The organism is Marinomonas algicola (assembly GCF_014805825.1).
Taxonomy (GTDB): domain Bacteria; phylum Pseudomonadota; class Gammaproteobacteria; order Pseudomonadales; family Marinomonadaceae; genus Marinomonas; species Marinomonas algicola.
The window spans coordinates 2,919,023-2,942,771 of record NZ_CP061941.1 but is presented as its reverse complement, the minus strand read 5'-3'; the positions used below and the strand labels follow the sequence as shown (position 1 = coordinate 2,942,771).

Genomic DNA, 23,749 nt, shown 5'->3' with positions numbered 1-23,749 from the left:
GCGCCGCTTGCATGCTTTTGAGAGGATCAAAATTCAGTTGCTTTATCCTGTTTGCCTTTTAGATTTTATTTAGTGTTATCCCCTAAGGTATTGTTGTGTCCGGCCGAGGGGCTTTATGTTTTTCAGCGTAGAATAATAAACCCAAAGCCAAACTGCTCATAATGAAAAAGCCAATGGTGATGGGGAGCGTTGTGCCGTTATACAGTTGACCAATAATAGTGCCAACTGTTAGAGATAAAATAGAAGAAGTGGCACCAATAATAGCGGATGCGATGCCCGCAACGTGTCCCATTGGTTCCATTGCCATGGCGTTTAAGTTGCCAAATAGCAAGCCAAAACTAAAAAATAGACTGCCTGCATACAGCATAAACATCCATAGGTGTACTTCCACATACAATTGAATAATCAAAAAGACTAAGGAGCTTACAATGAGAGCACTAAAGGCTCGAGTTGTTATTAAATGCATGCCAAGGCGTTGCACAAGTTTTGAATTCATCAGTGATGCGATACCAAGCAGTAAAGCCAGAACACCAAAGTAAACACTAAACAATTTACCTGTATGAAATTGTTCCTGAAAAATCTGTTGAGATGAGTTGATGTATCCAATCAAACAGCCAAAAATCAGTCCCATTGATAAGGTTAAGCTGATAACTGATTTGTTGGTAACCACCTCTTTGAAGCCAAAAGAGAAACCGTCTTTGGTAAATGGGATTCGCTTTGCTTTCGGTAAGGTTTCATCTAGTCGTATGTATATCCAGATTAAAATAAGACACGCATAGATTAGGTATAAAACAAAAATCCCATGCCAGTTGGTAAAAAGTAAAATAGCTTGTCCAATGGACGGTGCAATAGCAGGCACTAGAATAAAAATCATCATTACTAAGGACATGATTTTTGCCATATCATTGCCTTTGTATTGGTCACGGACAAGTGAAATGGCTGAAATATAGGGGCCAGCGACGCCAAGTCCTTGTATAAAGCGACCAATCAATAAATCGTTTAAATCTGTCGCCATAAAACACATAACCGTACCCATTAAATAAATGAGTATGCCGGCATAAAGTATCGGCTTACGTCCTGTTGAATCAGATAAAGGGCCACAAATTAATTGGCCTAAAGACATGCCTAGGAACAGCATGCTAATAATTAGTTGAGTACGATTGGCATCTTCAACTGCTAAATCTTGAGAAATGACCCCTAGAGCAGGTAAAAGCGCATCAATGGATATCGCAACGATAGACATCAAAGTCGCGGTGAGAAAAGTAAACTCCATGGCCGATAGGGGACTTTTGTTTGGAGAAGAAGAGTCTGAAGCGGAGTAAACGGTCATATCACAATCCAAGTGAATTATTGAGAAATGTCATTATATGATGAGATTGTGCATGAATTATGACTTTACTCCACCGATCTGATTAATGCTCTTAATCTTGCTGGTTTTGCTGGCTTTTGCATGTAGATAATATCGAGCTGTTTACACAACTGTATTAATTCCTCATCTTGAACGGCGGTAAGTAATACCGCAGGAATGGTAATTTGATACTTTTCTCTTAAGTCTTTAATTAAGTCTAAACCATTTTTATTTTCTCCCAATTGATAATCCACCAGTAGTAAATGTGGAGGTCCTTGAGTGTTTAGGCAACTTGCTGTATTCGAAAAGCATTGGACGTGACAATGCCATTGATTCATCAAGGTTTGCATGGCATCTACATTGTTTTTATCGTCATCAATACACCAAACCGTGCAGGAATGTGAATGGGTTTTCTCTTCTGATGAGGGTATGTCCGTTTCTATAGCGGGTACAAGTCGTTGCTTGGCTAGTGGTACCGTAATACTGAAGCAACTGCCTTTATTAGGAACGGAATTAAGTCTCATGGTAAGGCTTAACGCCTTTTGCATCCTTTTTACTAGTCCTAGCCCTAGCCCCAACCCCGCTTCTTCGGTATTTTTCCAACGATAGAAATCTTCGAATACTTTTTCTTGTTCAATTTTTGGGATGCCAATACCCGTATCCCAGACTTGGATGATGATATGGTCTTTTCTTTTTCGACAGGCAATGAGCACCTTACCGGTTTTTGTGTATTTTACGGCGTTAGAGACGAAGTTTTGTACAATTCTTCTCAAGTAAACAGGGTCTGTGTGTACATAGCTATTTTGCATTCTGGTTCGTATCGTTAATCCTTTTTCGTGGGCAATAATACTGAACTCATTAATAACTGGAGTGAGTAATTCATCGAGAGAGCAATCTTTTAACCGAGGTTTAACTGCACCTTGATCTAGACGAGCAATTTCTAGTAATGTTGATATAAGGGTTTCTGTCGATTGTACCGAAGCGGTTAATTTATCCAGAGTTGACTTGGTGTCATCGTTAAGTGGGGCGGAATGAAGGGCGCCTAAATACAAGCGAGCGGCGTTCAATGGTTGTAAAATGTCGTGACTGGCTAGAGCTAAAAACTCAGTCTTATCGATATTGGCCTTTTCCGCTTCGGCTTTAGCCTTCATTAACTCTTTTTCTGCTGTGGCTCGGCGTTCAATTTCCTGATGTAACTCTCTGTTGATACTTTGTACTTCTTGAGTTCGAGCGACGACTCTTTTTTCTAAATCTATATTGGCTTCTTGTAATGCTTGCTGGCTTTCTATGTGTTCAGTGACATCCGTAAAACTGGTAACAAAACCGCCATTAGGTAATGGGTTTCCTACCATTTCAATGACGCGCCCATTAGACCGACGACGTAAAAAACGGTGCGTGGTGCCTTTTCTTAAATGCTCAAGGCGTTTATTGACGAGACTTGCCACATCTCCAACGCCACACTCTCCACGAAGGGCGTTAAACTTAATGAGTTCCTCTACTTTTAAACCCACTTTTAACATGCCCTTAGGGTAGGGGTAAAGTTCTGTGTAGGTCTTATTCCAAGCCACAAGTTGCAGCTCTTTGTCGACGACACTGATGCCTTGATCTAGGTTATCCATTGAAATAAACAATAAGTTTTGATTGAACTGGATGGCTTGCGTTGTTTCATCGAGGTAAGTCACCATTTCTTCAATATTAATTTGTTTGTCAACTAGCAGGGAGTTGATGATAGTTCGAGCAGAGGACCCACCGAGAACGCCACCCAGAATACGTTCACAGTAATCTATAAAAAGCCTGTTTGGGGTAGCATTGGGTTCCAGTGTTTGTGTTTGATCTTTTTCGAACTCGGCTAAGACTTGCTTTAAGCGGTTTCCGCCTAGAAATGTTTCTAATAACACACATAAATCACTGTTAACCGCTTTGCTTTTTGGTTTAAAAAAACGATTTTCTAATTCGGCGTTAGGGTTAACAAAGGCGGTAGCTTGAATACGATCAATCAGTCTTTCATTGCCTAAAAGAGAGCCTAGGATATAACCGAAGACATTGGCAACTAAACTAATAAATGCCCCATAAATAATAATGTCTGTGCGTGAGCCTGTCTCTTTGATTGCCCACGATACATTGTTGGTTAAAGGGATAAACATCCATAAAAGCCAGCATAAGAAGCCAAGTATAAGTCCTGAATATACCCCGGTAACATGGCCTCTTTTCCAATAAAGGCCGCCCACAACCGCTGGAATCAGTTGTAACACGAGAGAGAACGCGATTAATCCTGTTCCGGCTAAAGGCTCGTTATTCGCCATCTCTTGATAGTACAAGTAGGACAAGACGAGTACACCAGTAATCACTAAACGACGAATCATTAAGATTTTTTTACGGTAAAGAGGAAGGGCTTGTTGGTGTGAACTTGCTCTTGCAATTAATAAAGGCAAAATCACATCATTACTGATCATAATGCTAAGCGCAAATGTGGCGATAATAATCATCGCCGTGGTGGCGGATATGCCCCCTAAGAAGATCAGTATTTCCAGCAAAATATTGTTTGAGTTAAGCGCGAATTGAATTACATACGTATCTGCATTGACGGCGTTTCCGAAGAGACTTTGGCCAGCAATGGCAATAGGAGGAATAATAAGTGCAAAGGTTAATAAGTACAGAGGGAAGACCCAGCGAGCTGTCTTCAATTGCTTTTCATCTTGATGATCAACAACGGTGACGTGGAATTGTCTTGGTAAGCAGATAACGGCCGCAGCGGCCATTAATGTTTGCATTATGAATGAAAATGAAAACAAATTGCTGATATTCCAAACAGAGAAATCTATTCTCTCGAACGAAAGCTCTTGGTGCTGACTGGTTAATGTGATGATCGCAAGAAAGCCTACAATTAAAATAGCGAGCAGTTTAAAGAGAGATTCGGAGGCGATGGCAAGCATCATGCCTGAGCGGTAGTCAGTCACTTCTACTTTTCGTGTACCGAATAAGATAGCGAATACGCCAACTAAAATGGTAGCCACAAGTACAATAATATTAGAAGAGGTATCGCCTTGGTTAACAAATAAGGTGAAGTTTGAGCCGATGGCTTTAAGTTGTAATGAAATATAAGGGATGATGGCTAATAGAGCGATGAGGATAACCAATGGTGCGGTTAGCGGCCTTTTACCATAACGAGAAGAAATAAAGTCCGCTATTGAGGTAATATTTTGTTTATGACTTACGAGAGTAAGCTTTTTTAAAAAAGGGAACGCAAATAGATACAGTAAAATAGGACCAAGAAAAATTGGTAAGTAGTTCCAGCCAGATCGAGCGGCTTCCCCAACAGTGCCGTAAAATGTCCATGCCGTACAATAGATAGCGAGTGAGAAACTGTAAATAATAGGGCTACGGGTGAGTTTTTTGATTCGTGGTTGTTCTTTGTCGCCCCAAATGGCGATCCAAAAAAGCCCTAAAATGTAAATGACGGCCAAGAATATCCAAAGAAAAGTCATCGTATCTTATCCTTAAAAAGCATGTCTTTTACAAAATTGAAAAATACATGGAAGGCATTAATATTGTGTCATTAAATAGCGTATTTTGCCGAGAAATAAAAAAAACGGCAATAAGACTTTCGTCTCTCACCGTTTGTGTTAACGAATACTAGATAAAAAGTCTTCGTTTAAACTATGTCACAGTCCTTCGTTTAAACTATGTCAAAATCCTTTGATAATACAAATTCACGTAAAGTCTCAAATTCTGAATTAAAGGGTTGGTTGCACTTTTGGTATTGCGGCAAATTATTTGCCGCGACGACGTTTTCGGCCTGCTTTAAGTAAGACTGCCATAGAATGCGCTTCTGGGAATCTGTCACCTCATCTTGTAAGCTGAGCGTATCTTGCAAAACACTTTCTAGAGAGCGTGTTGGTCTATGCTTGCCTTGGAAAAGCCATAAGTCACTGATTTCGTGATACTCATAGTAAGGAAGCAGTTTTATACCCTGTTCGGCAACGAACTCTACGGCGTCTAAAATGAAATTGACCTCTTCTTGAGTGAGGAAGTAATTCAAATTGAAACGCGTCCATCCTGGTTTCAGTATTGAGCGGCCTTTGCTAAGAGCCTCTGTGATGGCGGCTGATGTTTGATCGTCTAGTCCAAGTAATTCGTGACCGTAAGGTCCTGCACAAGAGCAGCCACCGCGCATTTGAATACCAAATAGGTCATTTAGCAAGGCAACAATATAGCCGTGATGTAAGTAATTATGAGCGGCTTTGATTCGAAAGGAAGTGATGGTTAATCGATCTCTTGTGTCAGCACCTAATATCTCAATCTTGTCATGATTTCTCCAGCGTTGCTCTATTTGATCAAGATAGTTTTTTTCAAGCATTTCTATGTATTCGGCACCGATATCGGCTTTGACTTTAAACACCATACCAGCACGAATGGACTCAACAATATTAGGTGTACCGCCTTCTTCTCTTCTGGTTCCAATAGGCAAGTAGTTGTGTTTATTATGGCTGACAAATGAGACCGTTCCACCGCCCACAGTCGATGGGATGGTGTTTTTAATAAGATGTTTTTTGATGATTAAAATACCGGGTGTTCCAGGACCACCAATAAACTTATGACAAGATAAGAAAATAGCATCTTTATGTAATAATGAAGAATCACTAGACAATGCCTTAGGTAAATTAGGATTCATGTCGATATCAACGTAGGGTGCGGCGGCCGCAAAATCCCAAAAAGAAAGTGCATTGTGTTCATGTAATAGGCGAGTAATCGCTGTTTGGTCTGTTTTTATTCCCGTCACATTCGATGCCGCTGAGAAACTGCCTATTTTTATTGGTCTGTCTTGATAGCGGATAAGTGCATTTTCAAGCGCATTAATGTCTACTCCGCCTGTCTGAACCTCCGGAATTCTGATCAGTTCAACGTCCGCTTCTCTCCATGGTAAATCATTAGAGTGGTGTTCATAAGGCCCTATAAAGACGATGGGTTTTGTGCCATGTTCCTGAGTTAAAAGGGGTAGATTCAGCAGAGATATCAGCTTATTAATGGCCGCTGTGGCACCGGAACCACAAAAAAGGACCAAATCATCATCTGTTGCATTAACGGATTTTTGTATGATTTGGCGAGCGTCTTCGCGAAAACAAGTTGTTTGCTTACCTGTGATGGTCGATTCTGTATGAGTATTCGCATAATAGGGCAATACATAATGAAGAATAGCTTGCTCAATAAAATGCAAACTTCTCCCTGACGCGGTGTAATCGGCATAAGTTAACTTACGTTTTCCAAATGCGGTTTGAATAAATGTATTATCCCCTACAATATTTTTACGCAGATGGGCGATTAAGGATTGTTTTTGCTCTGTACTCTGCTGAAAATTGTTCATAAGCCGTTTCTCTTTAAGAGAGCTACGGCTTACTCAATACAGTAGAAAGCGGCAGCTCAGTGGTATATTTTATTTGTTCCATGGCAAAGTTAGAGGTCACATCTGTTAAAGACGTTTTTTCTATTAACCTTTTATAGAAACGATCATAAGATTGGATATCACTCACTAATACACGCAATAGATAATCGTATTCTCCGGCCATTCTGTAGAACTCAATGACTTCTGGAAATTGAGAGACAACATCTGAAAAACTTTCCAGCCAGTCCTTTTCATGGTGATTCGTTTTGACTTGAACAAAAACGGATACATTGAGGTTTAGTTTGTCGCTGTCCAAGAGCGCCACACGTTTCTTTATGTAACCTTGCTGTTCTAGCTTTTGAATACGCCGCCAACAGGGCGTTTTTGAAAGGCCAACCTGCTGAGCTATCTCATCGATAGAAATACTATCATCATGTTGTATTAAAGTAAGTAGTTCTATGTCTTTGCTATCCATAACGATTTTTTTCTATAATTTGTTTTTAATTTGGGAATGTATTTCAAACTTTACTCTTTGCTTTCATTTCATGCAACTGTATTTTAAGGGCGTCGATATTTAGGAATTTAATTCTTTTACAAGAGACAAAAAAAGTAAAAAAATAGTTAAAGAATAAAAAAAAACACCTCAATTGAGGTGTTTTGGCCGTCACTAATAACTATTTTATGAAATAAGTTAGGTCAGTAGGTTGAGCGCTCTGGTATTTGAAATATTCGCTTGGGCCTGAACACTGACAGAGGATTTTTCTAAAATACTTTGAATAATTTGATCAGAAACAGCCGAGGCAAAATCTGTATCTTGAATACGTGATCTTGCGGCTGATTCATTCTCTTGAGCATTTAATAATGAATCTACTCGACTACTAAAGGCATTTTGTTGTGCACCATACTCGGATTGGATCGCACTTATGTTTTCTAAACTGGTGTCAATTGACGCTAATGAGGTGGTTAAAGCGGCTGGGTTGGAGAAATCAACGCTGTATAAGCCCGCTGTATTCAATTGTGAGTCTACATTATATGTTGACACGTTAATGCTGCTTTCGGCATCGGCGCTACCTTGGAAAGATAAGCTGGAATCTTGCGTTAGTAGCTCTTCACCGCCATAGGTCGTTTGGCTAATTGTGTCTTGTATATTTTGTAAAATGCCGTTGGCTTGTGCTTGTATTGCCGCTCGATCATTATCATTTAAGGAGCCGTTACCAGATTGAATACCTAATTCACGTAATTGCTGAAGGTTCTCGCTGATTTGATTTAACCCACCACTCGCAATTTGTAAGACGGAATCACCTGATAGGATGTTAGAGATAGCCTGTTGATTACCATTTATTCCAGATGTTAAGCGATCCGCAATTTGCAGTCCTGCTGCATCATCTGCTGCACTGTTAATTCGGCGGCCACTGGAAAGTTGTCCATTTGCTTGTGAGACGCCAGCGGTTGCACTGCTGTTAACAAAATTCGATGATGGATTAATTTGAATGCTCATGCAGATACCCTCCTGAGTAAATATTAATCAATTATAGTACTTGATAGAAAAAATAACAAAGTATAGCTTAAGTTTTATCAATACAGCCCGATAACAAGAATCGTATTTATAAATTGTTAAGTCAAACACTTTTCTTTGTCGTTTTAGCGTGTCTTCCTTTAGGTAATACGGCCGATAAGGTATTTTAAGTCGTAATCGATTGATTTCCTTGGTTTAGTGCTTTTTTGGAATGGAATAACCGTTGAATATCCTCTTGAATCATTAATAAGATAGGAATTAAAACGAGTGTTATGACCGTCGCGAATAAAATGCCATAGGCAAGAGAAACGGCAGCAGGAACTAAGAATTGCGCCTGCCTAGACTCTTCGCCTAATATCGGCATTAAACCTGCGAAGGTCGTAAATGAGGTAAGTAATACGGCTCTTAGACGACTCGTGCAGGCTTCTGAAATGGCTTGTGTGATGTGGCCTGTCGTTTTTTTTATTTCATTGAAACGAGACACCAACAATAAACTGTCATTTACGACCACCCCGCTTAAAGCGATGATGCCATTTAGGGATAAAATACCTAAAGATAAGTCATTCAACCAATGCCCTAATAAGGCGCCAATAATTCCAAATGGAATGACGGTCATAATAATAATAGGTTGGCTGTAAGATTTTAGAGGAATAGCCAGTAATCCATAGATAATAAATAACGCGATGATAAACATTTTAATCATGGACGATTGCGTTTCTTCTCTTTCTTCCGCTTCGCCAGAAAAATAAATATCGACCCCAGAAAATTGTTTTTGTATTTTGGGCACTATGGCACTTTTTAGATAATCAACAACTTCCGTTGAAGACATTTGATCTTTATTGACTTCTGCAGAGAGGTATTCTGAGCGCTTTCCATTGATGCGAGTAATGCTTGTGTCAGCATATTGCATGTCAATATGAGCGACATCCGATAAAGGAACTCTGGTTCCATTTGATAGGACTATTTCGGCATCAGATAATTGAGAAGGGGTTTGTTTATCTTTGGTGAGGTAGCCAATACGCACTTCAACTTCATCATTATCTCTTTGATAAGATTGGATTTCAGTACTAGAAAAACGACGTAAAACTTGACTGGATAAGTCTTGAGTATTCAACCCCATTGCTCGGCCTTGCTCATTCAAAGACAAACTGATTTGAGGGTCCGTAGGTGTCTTATTTTCTTCAACGCCGTTAACGGCTGGTAATGTATTTAATTGTACTAACATAGCTTGAGTTGCGGCGGATAAAAGCTCTTGATCGTTGCCTCTAAGCTCAACTCTTAACGCATCCACTGTTTCCCTAGAACTGCGAATGCGAAGATTTTGGACGCCTTCAGGCTTGCCAATCATACGTTGCCACGCTCTGGAAAACTCTCTTGCGGAGTAAGGCGCATTGGCGGCTAATTCTATTCGCAGAGCACCGGATTGATCGCTATTTGCAGATACCTGAAGGTTAGAAACGCCACTTTCTTGTGTCGTTGTATTTTTTATGAGTTTTTTGTCGGTTGCATAGGCCTGCTTTTCTAGCTGCAGTAGCACCGCATTTGTTTGACCGTAACTAGCATCGTTGAACATGGTGACATTGGCTCGAATAGTATCACCCGGTATTTGAGGGAAAAAACTCATTCTGATGGCTCCAGTAAAAGGCATGGAAACGACCAACACAAAGAGGCTAATAAACAATATTAAAACCGCATATCGGTAATGTAACGCGAGAAAAATAACAGGTTGATAAAGGCGTGTTGAAAACCAGTTAAGACCAAAGTTGGCGGCATTTTGCACTCCACTCCACAGAACGGAAATCGGATTAGTACTGGCTTTTTTGTGGGTATTCAGGTGCGCTAAATGCGCAGGAAGAATTAATTTAGACTCGATAATAGATAAAACCAAACAAATGGCGATGACCAAGGCAAACTGTGAGTAAATCTGTCCAAGTCGACCTTCAATATTTGATAGTGCCCAGAAAGCGGCGATGGTCGTGAAAACACCAAATAACGTTGGAACGGCGACTTGCATCGTTCCCTTTATCGTATTTGAAAGAGTATCACCATCTTTAGATCGTACAGAATAAATATTTTCGCCTACCACCACGGCATCGTCAACAACAATGCCCAGAGCCATAATAAAGCCAAAGGTGGTAAACATATTAAGGGTCAAGGCGATCGAGTCTGTTCCCATAATGAATAAGGTACCGAAGAAGATAAAAGGTAATCCCATGGCTACCCAAAATGCGACGGTAATATTTAGAAAAATAGCCAATAGAATAAAGACTAATAAAACACCAGTAATCGCATTATCAATCATTAGCTCAAGACGCTGGTTTATTGTTTCGCTTCTATCTTCCCAATAACTCAGCTGCATATTTTTGGCTAAGCGTCCGGAGGCGTGCCATTCCTCAACGACTTCTTTTGCGGCTAAAGCGGATTCTGAAATATCATCTTCGCCCGTAGCGATAACCTGTAACGCCAAACTGCTTTGACCATTAAACCGGGATAAAACAAAGTCATCGTTATTGAAACTATCACTAATAGTGGCAATTTCCCCTAGGGTCAGCTGCCCTCCCTCAGACAGGCTTTTAATTGGAATAGAGGCAAATTCGTTGGCAATGTAAGCTTGATCAGAGGATTTGATTTTAAGAAAAATATCCTCATCTCTCAAAGACGCGACTTTGGCTGGACTGGACTCTTGATTGATTTTAGTAATGACATCGGTAAGTAGTAAATTATGGCTTTGCAGCTTAAGTTTATCAACCTCAATGGCAATGATAGGATCACGCATACCGGATGTGGTTACTTGACTGATATTATTATGATTAAGTAGATCTGTTTTTAGTTCTAATGCCAGTCTTTGTAATGTGCGTCGGTCAGTATCGCCGTATATTTGCAGCCAAATAGCATGAGACTGCCTTGTTGCTTTGCTTACCACCGCAGGGTCTGCGTCCTCAGGAAAAGAGCGTATACCATCCATCTTATCCTTAACGTCTTTTTCAAGCAGATCGATGTCATAATCCGTGTTTTTCTCTAGAGTGACGCGAACGCCACTGGCGTTTGATTCTGTCGTAATATTTTTTATGCCTGAAACGCTTTCTAATTCTTGCTCTATTATTATCGCAATGCCTTCTTCAGACTGTTTAGCCGACCCAGCATCAAAATTGACAGAAATATTAACCCTGTTAGGTTCTAAGCTAGGGAAGGTCTCTTTATTGAGATCCCCAACATTAATAACCCCTAATATAATAACTAAGAAAAGTAATAGGTTGGCTGCAACGGGATTGGATGCAAACCAAGGAATAATGCCTCTATGGGTTTCTGGTGAGCTCATTTAGAGTTAACCTCCAATGGGTTAACAAGTGCCCCTTGTACGTAACTGTTGTAGGGCTTTATAAGTATTTTTTGTTTGTCTGTAGTGAGCGTTGTTGGGGCCTTAATATAGATAGACTTGTTATCTGAAAAAACAGGTAAGGTTGCGAAAGATTGCAATCGACTATCACTGTCAATATACCAAATTTCACTGTTTTGACTGAGAGAAGAGCTAGGCAAACGCCATAAATCATTTATTGGTTTCCCCTTGATTATTACCGTAACGAAACGGCCTGGAAGTAAGCGAGGAGACTGTTCTAGAGGTGCATCAATGGCCACGACAATATGGCGCATTCTTGTTGTTGTATCGATGTGATTAGCGGTTCTTAGAACATAACCTTCCCAACGAGTTAAGTTGTCAATTGATTCAATTGTCACTGGCCATTTTTGGCTTAACATACTCTCTGCTGAGGGCAGCTTTTGCCAGTCGCTGTTTGACAGGGGAAGGGTAATCTCGATGCGGTCAGTGCTGTATACAGTGCCTACAGTCTCTCCCGTTGTTATTTGTGTATTTGGCGAAATCGTTCGTTCAACAATAAGGCCTGGAAAAGGCATTTTAATGACTAGGTTGAGTATGTCTTCTTGCGCTTCAAGTAAGGCATTTTTTGCTTCTAAGAGTGTTTGTTTTGCTACCGCTAGTTGGGGCTTTCTGAGTACCAGCTCTGAGTCAGGGTCTCCACTAAAGCCTGCGGCTTTCCATTCAGCCTCAGCTTGATCTACCAAGCGCTCTTCTTCTTTAAGTGCAAGAATGGCTTTTGCCTGCTGATTTTTTGCTTGGCTGAGGTTTGATATCAGCTCTAAATTCTTGAGTTTAAGGAGCTCTGTTCCTGCCGGAACCCTGTTTCCAGTTTCAAAATTAGGGTTGATTCGTTCGACGTCGCCACTGACTTTAGCCGTTAAGTTTACTTCAAAGCGAGACTTTGTCGTTCCATTAGCGGACAGCATAGCGACATGTTTTTGTGCTCTAACCTCAATAACAGACACGTCCAAAACTTGCTCTTCGGCTGGTGGACGAGGACGTGCTGTCGTTTGATTTTTTGCTTCGATTGCACTGGAAATATATACATAAATACCGGCTAAAAGACATGACATTAGAATAAATAAAATCCATGGTAAAAAGCGTTTCATTTATTTTGTTTCTCCAAAAACGGTTGGGCTACCTAATCCGAGAGCCAAACCAAGATCGATTCTGTTTGATAAGCGCAAAAGCAAAAGGCTTTCTAATTCGGCTTCTAAGTTAAATGTGTTTTGTTGAGCATTGATCAGATCACTGAGATCGACCAAACCAGAGCGGTATTTTTTTTGATATTGTTGAAGGCTTTTTCTAGAGCTATTCAAAGCATTTTGAATCGAGAGTTGCCTACCTTCCAATGTTTTTTCGAGACTGACGGCATTCTCTACTTCAAAAAGTGCGTTTGACAACGCTTCTTTATAGTTCTGATAGGCCTGAGCTGTTTTTAATTCTGCGATTTTAATATTGGATTTAAGCTGGCCTTGTTGAAAAAGCGGTGCGCTCAATTGCCCTAATAAACTCCAAACAGGCGATGTGAATAAGGCGTCTCGAAGAGAACGGCTGGAATTCGTTAAAGAAGCTTGTAGGCTAAAGGATGGCAGCAACGCTTTATAGGCTATGTCTGTCGTGAGTTCATTTATTTTTATGGAAATAAAGGCCGCTCGTAAATCTGGCCGACCTTGTAAGTTCTGTACACCAAACACGGACAGAGGTGAAATTACTTCGGGATATTGTTTACTAATCAGCGATGCGGGTTTATTTGATTGTGAATCAGTGAGGCCAAGATACAGGTTAAGAGTGCGCTGTGTGATGGCCAAATTTTCTTTATCGTTGAGAAGCGTTGATTTTGCTTTTTCACTGGCTGTCTGAGCGGTATTTTTATCTTCTAATGAACCTAATCCATTTTTAAACTGTTTTAGTACTAATCCAGCATTTTTTTCTAATAAATCAACCCGTTGGGTATTAATATCAATGATTCTCTGCTGATAAACCTGCTGTAACCAGTTTTTAATTATCTTCGCTGAAAGACTGTTTTGTGCGGCTTTTAAAGACGCTAAATTTTGCTGATACAAACTGACACTTACTTTTTCTTCTAATGCTAACTTCTGCCATAAATCCGCTTCCCATCGAATGGTCACACTAGGGGTAAAGGTAAGGTCGCTGCCTTTGCTTTTGTTTGTATTTACATTTGCGGCGAGTGTTGGTTGGGAATTCTTTTGGTTGGTTTTAACATTTTCGGATTGTATTTCAACCGATAAAGCATCTTGAAGGATATTAGGGTTATTTGTGTGTGCATATTGAATAAGTGGGATTAATTCAGGTAAATCAATGAGATCAGTTAGTTTAAGGGCGGTGCCATTATGTAACGTATTTTCATCTTCAAAGCTTTCCCACAAAGGGTGCTTATCCACTAGGTTCTCTGAAGTCGAGAGGGCTTTTTCAGTAAAGTCATTCGATTTATTTGTACTGCAGGCAGAAAGAAACAACACCAGAAGTGTGATGAGTGACCAGTTTAATGAAGATCCCATATTTGTTCTCTAAAAGTAATAAATAGAACGGGCTAATATAAAGGCTAATTAATAGCGGAAGATTAAGATTATTAATAGAATCTTTAGTGTTAATTTACAATTAAATGCAACGCTGGAAGGTAGCCTGATTCTAACTGTATTCATTAATGATGTACGCAAGTTTACGAATACCGTTTTCGCGTTCACTTAGGTTTTGCTCTGAAAAGTTCAGGCGCATACAATTTCGATATTTACCTGTGGAGGAAAAGAGCATTCCGGGAGCAATGTTTATTTTGTATTTACGACCAATTTGCGCCAACTTGGTCACATCAATATTCCCTTCTAATTCAACCCATAAAACAAAACCTCCTTTAGGATAGCTAGCACGAGTCCCTTTAGGTAAGTAGGTCTGAATCGCCTCTAGAAAATGATCTCGACTTTGCTGATATTGCAGCCTCATACGACGAACATGGCGTTCATAGCCTCCTGTTTTAATAAAGTCTGCAAGGGCTATTTGAGGTAGAGTCGGACACATAGAGCTACTGACGTATTTAATATGAGTGACTTTGTCTCGATAACGCCCGGCCGCTATCCAACCTACTCGTAGGCCAGGGGCAATGCTTTTAGAAAACGAGGAACACAGTAAAACACGTCCATCCTCATCAAATGACTTAATGCTTTTAGGGCGTGGGAAGTCATAGGATATGTCACCATAGACATCGTCTTCGATGATAGCAATATCGTAGCTTTGAGCGAGCTTATATAAACGCTCTTTTTTCGCTTCTGATAGTGAATACCCCATTGGGTTATTGCAGGTTGGGGTAATCAAAATCGCTTTTATTGGCCATTGATCTAAGGCCAGTTCCAATGCTTCTAAACTTAATCCATCTTCTGAGTGGGTGGGAATTTCCATCGTTTTGAGGTTTGCCGCCTTAATGGCTTGCATGGAGCCATAAAAACTAGGAGATTCAATAGCCACAATGTCCCCAGGTTGAGTGACCGCTCTCAGGCAGACCGATAACGCTTCTTGGCAACCCGAGGTAACAACTAAATCATCTGGATGTAGTAGGCAACCAGAAGCGACAACCAAACGTACTAATTGTTCTCTTAATTCTTCTGATCCTCTAATGTCTCCATAAGGCAGTCCTAGATCAGGTCTATGACGGCTTAAATCACCAAGCTTTTTCAGCAAGGGTTTCAAACTACTGGACTCCATGTCTGGCATGGCATGTTGTAACTGAAGAAAACCCTCTTCAGATTTACAAAGTAGCAAGTTCAGTACTTCCTCCCACTGAGAGACCTCCATGGGCCTTTGTGGTGGTCTTGTTGTTTTTGGTAATGGGGTTCGAATTTCGATTTTTCGAACAAAGTAGCCCGACTTGGGTTTCGCCTCTACCATCCCTTCGAGCTCAAGTTGACGATACGCTTCTTGTACTGTTGATAAGCTAACACTGTGCTCATGTGATAACTGCCTAACAGAGGGAAGTTTAGAGCCAACAGGAAAAAAGCCTTGCTGGATATGCTCTTTTAAATGATTTGCTAAATTTTCATAGAGGGTCATGGCCTATCCATTGGAGATTCATCTGTATCAACTTTAAAATAAATTGTTATAACCTGATAGTCTTTTACCATACAGATTGAGATAATTATGATCATACAGTGGCAATTTATTTTTTCTGTATGGTGTAAAAGAATATTTTTTACATCTGTATTGATATGTTATTTTTTTCTAAACTGTTCTCCTATGTTAAAAGACTTTTAGGGAGAATAAAGGTGTTAATGATCGCGCTGTTAGAGCATATTCAGAAGCATTTAAAGAAGTTTATCACGCGTAGGCAATTATCCAAGTTGGATGTGTCTAGGTATGACGATATTAATATGACGCTTGATGAAATCCTTCAAGAAAAGGCGAAGGGTAATATAAAGTGTTTAACAGTAGATCTATTCACAATGAAAAAGGGGCGATAAATGGAATGGACATTTTTTATGTCAGTAGCACTGTTTGCTTTTATTACATCGGTAACACCAGGGCCAAATAATGTCATGTTACTGGCTTCTGGAGCCCAGTTTGGTTTTTTTAGAACAATACCGCATATTGTGGGGATTTTATTGGGCGTAGCCATGTTGCTGGTGTCGGTGCTGACTGGCTTAGGGGTTATTTTTAAAGCCTTTCCTATTTTATATGATGCCTTAAAGTGGTTAGGTGCCGCGTATTTATTATGGTTGTCTTATAAAATCACTTTTGCCCCTGTTAAAGAGGCCATAGAAGGCGAGCGCGCGATAAAAAGTAATCCATTTAGTTGGTGGCAGGCGGCGTTATTTCAATTTGTGAACCCGAAAGCGTGGATGATGGCGATTGGCTGTGTTAGCACATTCAGTATGGAAGGGGATGCTTATGTAACCTCAGCTATTTGGATCGTGATTCTATTTGCGTCATTAGGTCTTCCTGCTATTTGTATATGGGCTGGTTTAGGCGTTTCAATTGGTCGTCTGTTAACGAATGAGAAGCGTAAGCGTATGTTTAATTACATTATGGGTGCGGCTACGGCAAGTACTTTACTTATGGTCGTTGCGTGATAAACCTATATAGGAGTTGGTAGTGTGCTTGTGATGAATGAAAATACACCTAAATCTCCATCTCAATGGAGTGTTTATATTATTCAAACCCGTTTAAATACGTTATACACAGGTGTTACAACCGATGTAGATAGGCGTTTTAAAGAGCATCAAGAGACTAAAAAAGGCGCCAAATACCTAAAAGGGAAAGGCCCTCTTATTTTAATGTGGCATGAAAGGGTTGGTTCAAAGAGTGACGCTCTTAAGATTGAACATTATATTAAGCAGCTAAAAAGAAAAGATAAGAGTGCCTTAATCGAGGGCCGCTTTTTTCTTGATAAAAGTATTCTTAAGAAAAAAGCGCCATTGGTTAAAGCGTTAAATCACATGAGTTATGAAGAAAGTTGCCCCCATTGAAGAAGGCCTTCCTTCAATTGAGCCATATGGCCCAGCCAATAATCTTCACTAGCAAACCAAGGAAATGCTTTAGGAAAGGCGGGATCAGTCCAGCGGTCTAATAACCACGCGCTGTATTGGATTAAACGCATCGATTTTAATGGATCAATCAGTCTCAATTGTGTTCGGTCAAATTCGTGAAAACATTCATATCCTTCGATCAGTTCACTTAACTGTTGCTTTTGTTGCTCTATATCTCCTGATAAATGTAACCAGATATCTTGAATTTGAGGGCCAGTGGTGCAGTCATCAAAATCGAGAAGATACAACTGATCTTCTGTTAGTAATAGGTTGCTACGGTGGCAGTCTCCATGAATTATTTGAACGTCATCTGGCCAGTTTTTATGAATAACCTGTTCTGATTTAAGGTAAATTTCATCAACTAAAGATTGATATTTTGGTTTCAGGCTAGAGGGAATTAAGGTGCTATGAAGGATTTTTTCTGCTGATGCTTTGATGATATCTAGCGGCATTAAGCGTTTTCGATGCTCAAGTGTCAACGTACTCATTCCTTTATGCATTTGGCCAATGAGCTCTCCTGTTCTAAACAGGTGATCCATATTGTCTGCGTCAGGAGATTGTCCTTGTATTTTGTTATAAAGGCAAAAGTGAAAGCCTTTATAGTCCAGTAGCGTTCTACCTGAGAACTCAATAGGAGCGACAACAGACACATGTGATTCTATTAATGCCTTTAATATCGTATGTTCTTCTAGGAGCTGCGGCTCGTTCCAGCGATTAGGGCGGTAGAATTTAGCGATCAAAGGTGAGCCCTCTTCAATGCCAACTTGGTAGACTCGATTCTCATAGCTGTTTAACGGGTAGATTCTTGCATCTGACCAAAGTCCAGTGCTTTCAACGGCATCTAAAATGAAATCAGGTGTGAGGTTTTCAAAGGGGGGTAGCGACATAAGTATGGTTTCGATAAAGAGTCACCAGATATTGTGACCCGAGTTAGGTTGGAGTGGGGCTTGTATTATAGCCCCAACATTCTTTTGAGTGCTTTCTCTTGCGCGGCTGTAATCGGTGTCGCTTTGTTATTAAGAATCAAGCGATGCCATGCTTGCCACGTTTTTTTCGCTTCTTCAGGGTATTTACGCGTTAACAACTGCTGTACTTCTAAACGAAAGGAATTAGAAACCGCGGAAGGATCTTGTTTGCCAATGACTCTTAAGCGAGTCAATGAACGTTTAAACCTATCCATTAATTTGGTGTTTTCAATCCCGTTATTAAGGCAATCTGTAATGGATTTTAAATGATCATAATAAATTTCAACTTTTTCATAACTAGAGTCTCTCGCAAGACGAACGACTCGTGCAAAAGAAAGCTCTGCTGTTTCCCAATCTTTTACCTGTTGGCTGAGTTTCCCAAGTCGAGTGGATCTTTCTAATGCTTTAGGAGACACTTCAATGGCCTTTTTAAGCGCCAATTGTGCATTTTCTGGTTGCTCCAGTTTTTCATAGGAATCGGCTAAAAGATCATAAGCCGATAAATAGTGTCGACTTAAACTGATTGTTTGTTCAAGATTCTTTGCCGCGGCGGCCATAGCGCCTAGCTTCATTTCACATTGGGCAATGCCACAGTAGGCCCACGCAAGGTTTTTGTTTTGCTGAAGTGTGAGTAAGTAATGTACTTTAGCTTCTTTGAACATGTCTCTCGAAAAAAGCGATTCACCAATTATTTTTGTGCATAGATTTTTAAAAACGGGCATTTCTTGCATAATTCTTTTGGCTTCAATCTCAACGTTTTCAAAATCACGTGCCATACGAAACTTATTGACGTCTTCAAAGATTTTCTTTTGCTCTTGAACCCGCTTTAATCTTCTAACAAAGGCTTCGGGAGGGAATGGCTTCACTAAATAGCTGTCTGGCTGATATTCTAAAACACTGACAACACTTTCATAGGCTGTATCAGCGGTTATCATTATATAAATAGTTGAATGATCTAAAGGGTAGGTTTTGCGAGAATACTCTAAGATTTGCTGGCCATCGACCGACCCTCCTAGATTATAGTCCGATAAAATTATATCGTACTGTCTTTGTAAAACGGCTTTTAACCCTGCTGTCCCTGTTGATTCTAAATCAATATGAACAAAACCTAGGCTCGACATTAGAGACTTTAGCATAAAACGCATTTCTGCCAAATCTTCAATGATTAAGACTCTTTTTTGTGAATCTACTTTCGGTTTTTCCGAATTTCCTAAGTCGTCAATATTCGCAAAGTTGGGTGTGGTAATATCGTTCACTTACTGTCCTATTTATAAATTGACTAAGGTAATTAGGCGCCACTCAATCTAGTAACCAATGGTTATTTTTTAATGATAAATTATATTGGCACAGTTCCAATTTTCAAATCAATACTTTAATGCCTATCTACTGCCATTACAAAAACACTGCGGCAGGCGCACTTAATGCAATCATCCTCTACATTTACACCGTCTGTTTTAAAGAGTGTCGTTATTTTATTTGTCCCTTCTGGAAGCTCAAAGCGAGCCAGACTGTCTTCTCGATAAAAGCCAATCCATAAAGAAGACCCTGAATGAGAGGGCCTTGTCATCAGCACGCTCAGAAAGTCTCTTTCTTGTTCGTGCCAATCAAAATCGGTCATAGGCTGGCCACGTTCATTAAACCATTCAACTAAATCTGACGTTTCGTGTTGATAAAGAGTATCATCAGGTAAGCGCACTTCTGTGAGAACTGGGTGCTGTTTTCTTAAGGTTAAGAGAGCCGAAATAGCATTGGTTAACTGTTGGCTTTCTTCCGAAGGGGTCCAATTTAGCCAGGTGGTTGTGTTATCTTGGCAGTAGGCATTGTTGTTACCATTTTGAGAATGAGAAAGTTCATCGCCGCCTAAAATATGCGGCGTTCCCTGACTGAGAAGTAAAGTCGCCAGCATACATAGTTGCTGATTTAATCGCTGTTTATTGACTTTATCGTCAGTAGTTGTGCCCTCTACGCCGAAATTTTGGCTAATATTATCACCATGGCCATCACGGTTATTTTCCATGTTAGCTAGATTGTGTCTTCGATGATAAGAGACTAAATCTCTTAACGTATAACCATCATGGTAAGTAACGTAGTTGACTGATGTTAAAGCACTTTTTGAGCCTTTATGGAAAAAATCTCGTGATCCCATTAAGCGTGTTGCTAGCGCTTGTGTTTGTCCTTCATCACCTCGCCAGAAACGACGTAATGTATCTCGGTATTGGTCGTTACATTCAAGAAAACCATTTGGAAACTGACCAACCTGATAGCCATTCGGACCGATGTCCCAGGGTTCGGCAACTAGGCAAGTTTGGCGCAGCACTGGGTCTTGTAAAATAGCTTGTAAAAGAGGGGCTTTAGCTGAAAACTCATGCTGAGTTCGACCTAGATCAACCCCTAAATCAAAACGGAATCCATCAACCCCCATTTCTTCAACCCAGTAGCGCATACTGTCCATAATTAAACGTAAACTATTGTCTTGAAAGGTATCAATACAATTACCGCAGCCAGTGTAGTTTAAATAGTGACCATGGTCATGGCGGTAATAAGTTGCATTGTCTAGTCCTTTGAAACAGACGCTGGATTGATGAAGTTCACTTTCCACCGTATGGTTATAGACAACATCAAGAATCACTTCAAAGCCTGCTGATCGTAGACCATCTATCATTTGTTTAAACTCAAGGAGTTCATTGTCTAGTGCATAACTTTTTTCTGCCGCAAAGAAACTGATTGGGTTATAACCCCAATAATTTGTTAAATTAAGTTCAGTGAGTCGGCTCTCTGTGGCAAAACTAAAGCAAGGCATTAATTGGATGGTCGTGACACCAAGGCGTTTTAAGTGTTGTAGCCCTTTTTCTGAAATTACGCCTAAATAGGTGCCTTTTAAATCATCTTTAATGTCTAGCTGTTGGCTGAAACCCTTAACATGAAGTTCATAAAGACTGCGCTCTTGGGGAGCGATTTTTGCTCTTGGTGGTCTGTGTTCTTGGCTGGTATAGGGAGAGGTGAATATAACCGACTTAGGGACACAATGAGCTGAGTCAGCGTTATTTATATTGCCGTCTAAATCAACTGCAGATTGATCAGGATGCCAATAAAGCCCTTCTGTAAATGATTTTGCGTACGGATCCATTAACAGTTTATTGACATTGAAAAGGTGCTGTTGATCTGGCTTAAAAGGGCCTACAGCTCGATATCCATAAGTATGCTTCTTGGTTAACCCTATTACTTCACTGTGCCAAATGGATTGAGTTTTATGCTTAAATGGCAGCCGGGCAACTTCTTCGTTTCCATCGAAAATGCAAAGATAAATTTGTGTTGCATGTTTAGAGAATACGGCAAAGTTAACTCCGTCTTGAGTTAGGCTGGCACCTAATGTGATTGGGCTACCAGGTTCAAGAGTAAAATCATTCATTCAATACAATCCAGTTAAGCATTAGGTGAGCCTTTAAGCCGATGTCTTTGGGCGCCATTTTAAAATAACAGTCGCAAGAGGGGGGATTTGCATATTAATGCTAAATGCCTTGCTATGTGACGCCTCATTATTGACTTCATATTTCGATGAGATTGGGTAGTCACTGCCAGTGTAAATGCCCGCATCAGAGTTGAATATTACGTCAAATTCCCCCTCAACAGGCACACCTAGACGGTAAATGTTATGGGGTACTGGAGTGAAATTAGTGACAACTAAAAGGATTTCCGTATTTGTTTTATCTTTTCTCAGAAATGAAATAATGCTGTTGGTGCCATCATCATGGCATATCCATTCGAATCCATGTCCGGAATGATCAAGTTGCAGTGCGGGTTCATTCTGGTACAGATGATTTAGGTCTCGAGTTAACGTTTGTTGGCCTTTATGTTGTTCAACCTCTAATAAATGCCAATCGATAGAACGTTCATGGCTCCACTCCTGACCTTGGGCAATTTCGTTACCCATAAAGTTTAGTTTTTTCCCAGGGTGCGTAAACATAAATGATGTGTATGCTCTTAGGTTAGCAAATTTTTGCCAACTGTCTCCGGGCATTTTTGTAATTAATGAACCTTTCCCATGGACCACTTCATCATGTGAAAGAGGGAGCACAAACTGTTCATCAAAAGAATACACCATACTAAAAGTGATTTCGCCATGATGGTGTTTCCTGTACACAGGATCTTTTGATATATAATCAAGACTGTCATTCATCCATCCCATATTCCACTTGAAACCAAACCCAAGTCCATTCATATACGTAGGTTTAGATACGCCAGGAAACGCAGTTGATTCTTCTGCTACCGTGAAACAACGAGGATGGTTAAGATAAACGGTTTCATTCAGTTTTCTTAGGAAGGCAATGGCTTCGTAGTTATGATTGCCACCATCGACATTGGGTATCCATTCTCCGTCTTCCCTTGAATAATCAAGATAGAGCATAGAGGCAACCGCATCGACTCTGAGTCCATCTATATGAAACTCTTCTAGCCAATACACCGCATTACTGATTAAGTAATTGACAACATGTTCTTTGCCAAAATCATAAATATGAGAGTTCCATTCAGGATGCCAGCCTTTTTTAGGGTCAGGGTATTCGTATTGAGATGTGCCATCAAAATTCCCTAGTCCGTGACTGTCTGCAGGGAAGTGAGCGGGTACCCAATCCATAATGACGCCAATCCCGGCCATATGAAACGCATCTATCAATGCTTTAAATTCTTCTGGCGTACCAAATCGAGACGTTACTGCGTAAAGACCGACAGGCTGATATCCCCAAGAACCGTCAAAAGGGTATTCCGTAATAGGTAGCAGCTCTACATGGGTGTATCCCATTTCTTTTACGTAGGGAACAAGTTGATCCTTTAGCTCTAAATAGGTTAATGGCTTATTTTCGTTTCGCCGCCAGGACCCTAAATGGACTTCATAAATGCTCATTGGGCGTTCATAGTGGTCAACATTGACTTGCCTGATCCATTCATCGTCTTGCCACTGGTAAGGTTTGTCAAACCACGTCAGACTGGCAAATGAAGGATATTGCTCGATATAACGAGCATAGGGATCTGTCCGATGAGGCAGTAACTCGCCCGTCCTGGCGCGTATTTCATACTTATACGCTTGGTTAGCACCAACATCTGGAATAAACAAACGCCATAAACCGTCTCCATTACTCGACATAGGGTGAGATCGGCCATCCCATGCGTTAAAGTCCCCAACGACACTAATAGAACGTGCCGCGGGTGCATAAACAACAAATCGAGTACCATCAATGGTTAATTTTGAATTGATTTTTACGCTGACTTTGTTTGCACCCTGATTCTTGTATAGATTCGCCGTGTGATGCTCTAGGTCTGTGAAGGTCGCTTCAATAAATTGATAGGGGTCAACGCGAATTAATTCATGATTTTCAAAAATGATTTTAATACGGTAGTGAAAGCGTTTGCTGCGACGCGGCCAAGAAAAACGAAATAGACCCGCTTCGTCAATCCTTTCCATTTCCCCTAAGACTTTGTCATCAGCAAGGTTTAGAACGGTTACGCTTATCGCACCAGGTTGCCATATTGTTAAATTAAGGCCTTTGCCTGATGAGTCGGGAAGCAATCCAAGACATCCAAAAGGGTCAGAACATCTTGCGCTCAATAAGTCTTGTAACAGATCCATTTAAATC

The 23,749-nt window shown here is 40.4% G+C and carries 15 protein-coding genes; 2 read left to right on the top strand and 13 right to left on the bottom strand.

Annotation, left to right across the window (positions count from 1 at the left end):
• Positions 1–82: 82 nt before the first annotated feature.
• The 9 genes from IEZ33_RS13415 to IEZ33_RS13375 form a co-directional block, all read right to left on the bottom strand.
• Positions 83–1,330, bottom strand: coding sequence for a multidrug effflux MFS transporter (locus IEZ33_RS13415; protein WP_191600541.1), 1,248 nt, complete (start codon positions 1,328–1,330; stop codon positions 83–85).
• Between the two features lie 65 nt (positions 1,331–1,395).
• Positions 1,396–4,833 (bottom strand): hybrid sensor histidine kinase/response regulator, encoded by a 3,438-nt coding sequence (locus IEZ33_RS13410; protein WP_191600540.1) that lies wholly within the window; start codon positions 4,831–4,833, stop codon positions 1,396–1,398.
• A 191-nt stretch (positions 4,834–5,024) separates the two neighbouring features.
• A complete protein-coding gene (locus tag IEZ33_RS13405) occupies positions 5,025–6,710 on the bottom strand; it encodes an aminotransferase class V-fold PLP-dependent enzyme (RefSeq protein ID WP_191600539.1) in 1,686 nt (561 codons plus the stop codon).
• Positions 6,711–6,732: 22 nt separating this feature from the next.
• A complete protein-coding gene (locus IEZ33_RS13400) occupies positions 6,733–7,203 on the bottom strand; it encodes an Lrp/AsnC family transcriptional regulator (protein ID WP_191600538.1) in 471 nt (156 codons plus the stop codon).
• Between the two features lie 216 nt (positions 7,204–7,419).
• Positions 7,420–8,226, bottom strand: a complete 807-nt coding sequence (locus IEZ33_RS13395; RefSeq protein WP_191600537.1) for a flagellin N-terminal helical domain-containing protein — start codon at positions 8,224–8,226, stop codon at positions 7,420–7,422.
• Between the two features lie 184 nt (positions 8,227–8,410).
• Complete coding sequence (locus IEZ33_RS13390) at positions 8,411–11,563, bottom strand: efflux RND transporter permease subunit (protein WP_191600536.1); 3,153 nt, start codon at positions 11,561–11,563, stop codon at positions 8,411–8,413.
• The gene (locus IEZ33_RS13385; protein WP_191600535.1) at positions 11,560–12,729 is read right to left on the bottom strand and encodes an efflux RND transporter periplasmic adaptor subunit; all 1,170 of its coding nucleotides are present in this window, start codon (positions 12,727–12,729) and stop codon (positions 11,560–11,562) included. The genes IEZ33_RS13390 and IEZ33_RS13385 overlap by 4 nt, the downstream gene beginning before the upstream one ends.
• On the bottom strand, positions 12,730–14,142 hold the full coding sequence (locus tag IEZ33_RS13380; RefSeq protein WP_191600534.1) for a TolC family protein: 1,413 nt from the start codon (positions 14,140–14,142) through the stop codon (positions 12,730–12,732).
• Positions 14,143–14,272: 130 nt separating this feature from the next.
• A complete protein-coding gene (locus tag IEZ33_RS13375; RefSeq protein ID WP_191600533.1) occupies positions 14,273–15,682 on the bottom strand; it encodes an aminotransferase-like domain-containing protein in 1,410 nt (469 codons plus the stop codon).
• A 407-nt stretch (positions 15,683–16,089) separates the two neighbouring features.
• Between IEZ33_RS13375 and IEZ33_RS13370 the strand changes: the two genes are divergently transcribed.
• Together IEZ33_RS13370 and IEZ33_RS13365 are read left to right on the top strand one after the other, a co-directional pair.
• On the top strand, positions 16,090–16,698 hold the full coding sequence (locus tag IEZ33_RS13370) for a LysE family translocator (protein WP_191600532.1): 609 nt from the start codon (positions 16,090–16,092) through the stop codon (positions 16,696–16,698).
• Positions 16,699–16,731: 33 nt separating this feature from the next.
• Entirely contained in the window at positions 16,732–17,094 is a 363-nt protein-coding gene (locus tag IEZ33_RS13365; RefSeq protein WP_191603648.1) for a GIY-YIG nuclease family protein, read from the top strand.
• Here the strand turns inward: IEZ33_RS13365 and IEZ33_RS13360 are convergent.
• The 4 genes from IEZ33_RS13360 to glgB form a co-directional block, all read right to left on the bottom strand.
• Positions 17,070–18,041, bottom strand: a complete 972-nt coding sequence (locus IEZ33_RS13360; protein WP_191600531.1) for a serine/threonine protein kinase — start codon at positions 18,039–18,041, stop codon at positions 17,070–17,072. The genes IEZ33_RS13365 and IEZ33_RS13360 overlap by 25 nt on opposite strands.
• Positions 18,042–18,106: 65 nt before the next feature.
• Positions 18,107–19,375 (bottom strand): response regulator, encoded by a 1,269-nt coding sequence (locus tag IEZ33_RS13355; protein ID WP_240009537.1) that lies wholly within the window; start codon positions 19,373–19,375, stop codon positions 18,107–18,109.
• 116 nt (positions 19,376–19,491) lie between these two features.
• On the bottom strand, positions 19,492–21,528 hold the full coding sequence (gene glgX / locus IEZ33_RS13350) for a glycogen debranching protein GlgX (protein ID WP_191600530.1): 2,037 nt from the start codon (positions 21,526–21,528) through the stop codon (positions 19,492–19,494).
• Between the two features lie 33 nt (positions 21,529–21,561).
• A complete protein-coding gene (glgB, locus tag IEZ33_RS13345; RefSeq protein WP_191600529.1) occupies positions 21,562–23,742 on the bottom strand; it encodes a 1,4-alpha-glucan branching protein GlgB in 2,181 nt (726 codons plus the stop codon).
• Positions 23,743–23,749: the final 7 nt, after the last annotated feature.